Raw genomic sequence first — 2,873 nt, 5'->3', positions numbered from 1 at the left:
GAGCACCTTTGGAGGAGCCCATGAACGCAACGCTGACCAGTCCGGAACTGACCAGGGCTGACCGCTGCGACCGCTGTGGCGCGGCTGCCCGCGTGCGCGCGAAACTGCCCTCCGGTGCCGAGTTGATGTTCTGCCAGCACCACGCCAACGAGCATCAGGCCCGGTTGCTCGAGCTCGACGCGGTGATCGAAACCAGCCAGGCCGGCGCCTGAGCGCTCCGGCGTGACCGAACGCACGCCGCTCCCCCCGACGCGCCACCACATCCGGCGCATCACGAGACGGACCCTGTCCAAGAGTTGGGACGACTCGATCTTCTCGGAGTCGGCCCAGGCGGGTTTCTGGTCGGTGCTGTCGCTGCCGCCACTGCTGCTGGGGATGCTGGGCAGTCTCGCCTACATCGCTCCGCTGTTCGGGCCGGACACCCTGCCGACCATTCAGCGGCAGCTGATCAGCACCTCGAGCAGATTCTTCTCTGAGAACATCGTCGCCGAGATCATCGAGCCGACCGTCCGCGACATCGTCCTGGGCGCCAGCGGCGAGGTCGTGTCGATCGGGTTCATCATCAGCCTGTGGGCCGGCTCCTCGGCGATCTCGGCTTTCGTCGACTCGGTGGTCGAGGCCCACGACCAGACCCCGTTGCGGCACCCGGTGCGGCAACGTTTCTTCGCCCTCGGCATCTACATGGTGATGCTGATCGGGGTGATCGCCACCGCGCCTCTGCTGGCGCTGGGGCCGCGCAAGATCGCCGGATACATTCCGGACAGCTGGGACGATTTCCTGCGCTTCGGCTACTACCCCATGCTGGTGCTGGCACTGGTCGCCGCGGTGACGGCGCTGTACCGCGTCGCGCTACCAGAACCGCTTCCCACCCACCGGCTCGTATGGGGTGCGGTGCTGGCCACCGCCGTCTTCGTGGTGGCCACCGCGTGCCTGCGGGTGTATCTGCAGTACATCACCCGCACCGGTTACACCTACGGCGCGCTGGCCACGCCGATCGCGTTCCTGTTGTTCGCGTTCTTCCTCGGTTTCGCGATCATGATGGGCGCCGAACTCAACGCCGCGATCCAGGAGGAATGGCCCGCTCCTGAACCCCACCTGGCGCGCTGGCGGAACCGTTGGCGGGAACGCAAGGCGAGTACGGCCGCGCACGGCACCGACCCGGCACTGGTCAGCCGCTCTTGAGCGACTCGTAGATCCGCTTGCAGTCCGGGCACACCGGCGACCCCGGCTTGGGTGAGCGGGTGACCGGGAAGACCTCGCCGCAGAGAGCGACGACGTGGGTTCCCATCACGGCGCTCTCCGCGATCTTGTCTTTTTTGACGTAGTGGAAGTGCTTGGGCCTGTCGTCATCGGAACCGTCGTCGACGCGTTCGTCGCTGTCGGCGCGTTCGATCGTATCGGTCTGCATAGCGACCATTGTGCACCGAACGAATCGGTCGGCGTAAGACAGCCGTAAGAAACCAGCTCTCGTCCGACCTGGCCCGATGTGGAACAGTGTTTACATGGACCGCGAGTTGGGTTTCGACGACGAAGGTCGACCCGTTCTCATCACCCGTGCTGCGTACTCCTACGAGGAGCAGCATCGCGCCCGGGTCCGCAAGTACCTCAAGCTGATGTTCTGGCGCATACCGGCTTTCATCGCCTCGGCGGCCGCCTACGGCATCTGGCACAACGGCCTTGTCTCCCTGGCGATTCTGGCCGCGTCCATCCCGCTGCCGTGGATGGCCGTGCTGATCGCCAACGACCGCCCGCCCCGGACAGCCGAGGAGCCCCGGCGATTCCCGGACGCCCCGGAACACATCGCCCTGTTCCCCCGCGCTCCGCGTCCGGCCCTTGCGGCCGCACGACCCGACGAGGAACCCGCCCGCTGACCCCGAACACCCGTCGCTTCTTAGGTATTTCTCAAACCCAGGGTTCTGTCCACGCAGTTCAGAGGCGTGTGAGTCGACCGATAGACGGGAACTCTTCACCGCAGTCGAGCGTTGGACCCTTCGACATCAGGAGCCGATCAGGAGGCACCAATGGCAAACGCCAGCAACCGCTATGACACCGACCTGGACGCCCAGAGTCCGGCCGCTGACCTTGTGCGCGTCTACCTGAACGGCATCGGTAAGACCGCCCTGCTCACCGCCGAAGACGAAGTGAAGTTGGCGAAACGGATCGAAGCCGGTCTGTACGCCCAGCATCTGCTCGAGACGCGGAAGCGCATGAGCGAGAACCGCAAGCGCGACCTGGCACTCGTCGTGCGGGACGGGCAGGCGGCCCGCCGGCACCTGCTGGAGGCGAATCTTCGGCTCGTGGTGTCGCTGGCCAAGCGCTACACCGGTCGCGGTATGCCCCTGCTGGACCTCATCCAAGAGGGCAACCTCGGTCTGATCCGGGCCATGGAGAAGTTCGACTACACCAAGGGCTTCAAGTTCTCCACCTACGCCACGTGGTGGATCCGCCAGGCCATCACCCGCGGCATGGCGGACCAGAGTCGGACCATCCGACTGCCGGTCCACCTGGTGGAGCAGGTCAACAAGCTGGCCCGGATCAAGCGGGAACTGCACCAGAACCTCGGCCGCGAGGCCACCGATGAGGAACTGGCCGCGGAGTCGGGCATCCCGGTGGACAAGATCAACGATCTGCTCGAGCACAGCCGCGACCCGGTGAGCCTCGACATGCCGGTCGGCAGCGACGAGGAGTCCCCACTGGGCGACTTCATCGAGGACGCCGAGGCGATGTCGGCGGAGAACGCGGTGATCGCCGAACTGCTGCACACCGACATCCGCCATGTGCTGGCGACTCTCGACGAACGCGAGCAGCAGGTCATCCGGTTGCGCTTCGGCCTCGATGACGGCCAGCCCCGCACCCTCGACCAGATCGGCAAG

5 protein-coding genes are annotated in these 2,873 nt (G+C 65.8%); 4 read left to right on the top strand and 1 reads right to left on the bottom strand.

What is annotated here, in order from left to right:
• The first annotated feature begins 20 nt into the window (after positions 1-20).
• A complete protein-coding gene (locus ADBZ5U_RS15560; protein ID WP_526811698.1) occupies positions 21-212 on the top strand; it encodes a DUF7455 domain-containing protein in 192 nt (63 codons plus the stop codon).
• A gap of 10 nt (positions 213-222) precedes the next feature.
• Positions 223-1,182 (top strand): YhjD/YihY/BrkB family envelope integrity protein, encoded by a 960-nt coding sequence (locus tag ADBZ5U_RS15555; protein WP_526811696.1) that lies wholly within the window; start codon positions 223-225, stop codon positions 1,180-1,182.
• Here ADBZ5U_RS15555 and ADBZ5U_RS15550 read toward each other — a convergent pair.
• Complete coding sequence (locus ADBZ5U_RS15550; protein WP_526811695.1) at positions 1,169-1,408, bottom strand: DUF3039 domain-containing protein; 240 nt, start codon at positions 1,406-1,408, stop codon at positions 1,169-1,171. The two genes, ADBZ5U_RS15555 and ADBZ5U_RS15550, sit on opposite strands and share 14 nt — an antisense overlap.
• Before the next feature lie 76 nt (positions 1,409-1,484).
• On the opposite strand from ADBZ5U_RS15550, the gene ADBZ5U_RS15545 reads away from it, so the two are divergent.
• Both ADBZ5U_RS15545 and ADBZ5U_RS15540 read left to right on the top strand, forming a co-directional pair.
• A complete protein-coding gene (locus ADBZ5U_RS15545; RefSeq protein ID WP_526811694.1) occupies positions 1,485-1,871 on the top strand; it encodes a DUF3099 domain-containing protein in 387 nt (128 codons plus the stop codon).
• Between the two features lie 150 nt (positions 1,872-2,021).
• Positions 2,022-2,873 (top strand): sigma-70 family RNA polymerase sigma factor (locus ADBZ5U_RS15540; RefSeq protein ID WP_526811693.1); only part of this gene is annotated, 852 nt, incomplete at its 3' end.

The organism is Mycobacterium sp., from assembly GCF_040398885.1.
Lineage (GTDB): Bacteria > Actinomycetota > Actinomycetes > Mycobacteriales > Mycobacteriaceae > Mycobacterium.
The sequence above is the reverse complement of the archived record's forward strand: the minus strand, read 5'-3'. Positions and strand labels throughout refer to the sequence as shown.